At 62.6% G+C, this 535-nt stretch carries 1 protein-coding gene and 1 pseudogene; one reads left to right on the forward strand and one right to left on the reverse strand.

Annotation, left to right across the window (positions count from 1 at the left end):
• Nucleotides 1-326, forward strand: a 326-nt coding sequence (locus tag EN914_RS37815) for a sugar-binding domain-containing protein (protein WP_245497961.1), incomplete at its 5' end; no start/stop codon positions are given.
• Here EN914_RS37815 and EN914_RS37820 read toward each other — a convergent pair.
• A pseudogene (locus EN914_RS37820) lies at nt 323-535 on the reverse strand (hypothetical protein); the annotation flags it as partial. The gene EN914_RS37815 and the pseudogene EN914_RS37820 sit on opposite strands and share 4 nt — an antisense overlap.

The raw sequence follows: 535 nt of genomic DNA on the forward strand, positions 1-535 counted from the left end.
CCGTCGGCGACATGTCGCCCGACGCCACCATCTTCCGGCATGGCATCGTTCCGTCATCGCTGATCGCTCCGTTGAAAGCGAAGGGCGCGGTCGCCAACATGCTGTGCTATTTCGTCGATGCCAATGGCCGTTTGGTGGACCACGAGGTCAACGGGCGTGTCATGGCCATCGATCTCGATGTGGTCGGCCAGGTGCCGAATGTGGTTCTCGCCGCGGGCGGCAAGCGCAAGGTCACGGCGATCCTCGCCGCACTGAAAGCCGTCGACACCAATGTGCTGATCACTGACAGCGATACCGCCGCGGCGCTGCTTGCCAAAGGCGGTTAGATGAGCCCGCGCTCGCGCAAAAAATCCTCGACGCCGACATGGGTCATGGATTCGAATTCGGCGATCGCCTCGGCCACCCGCTTGCGCTGCGCCGCCAACAGTGTGAACACCTGCTTCATCTCGCCGGAAACACCAAAACGGCTCCACCGCTCGGCGATATGCGTGGGCAGACCGATGTCGGCGCAGAACGCGTCCAGACTGTCATAGCC

It is taken from the genome of Mesorhizobium sp. M7A.F.Ca.CA.001.08.2.1 (assembly GCF_003998455.1).
Classification (GTDB): Bacteria; Pseudomonadota; Alphaproteobacteria; order Rhizobiales; family Rhizobiaceae; genus Mesorhizobium; species Mesorhizobium ciceri.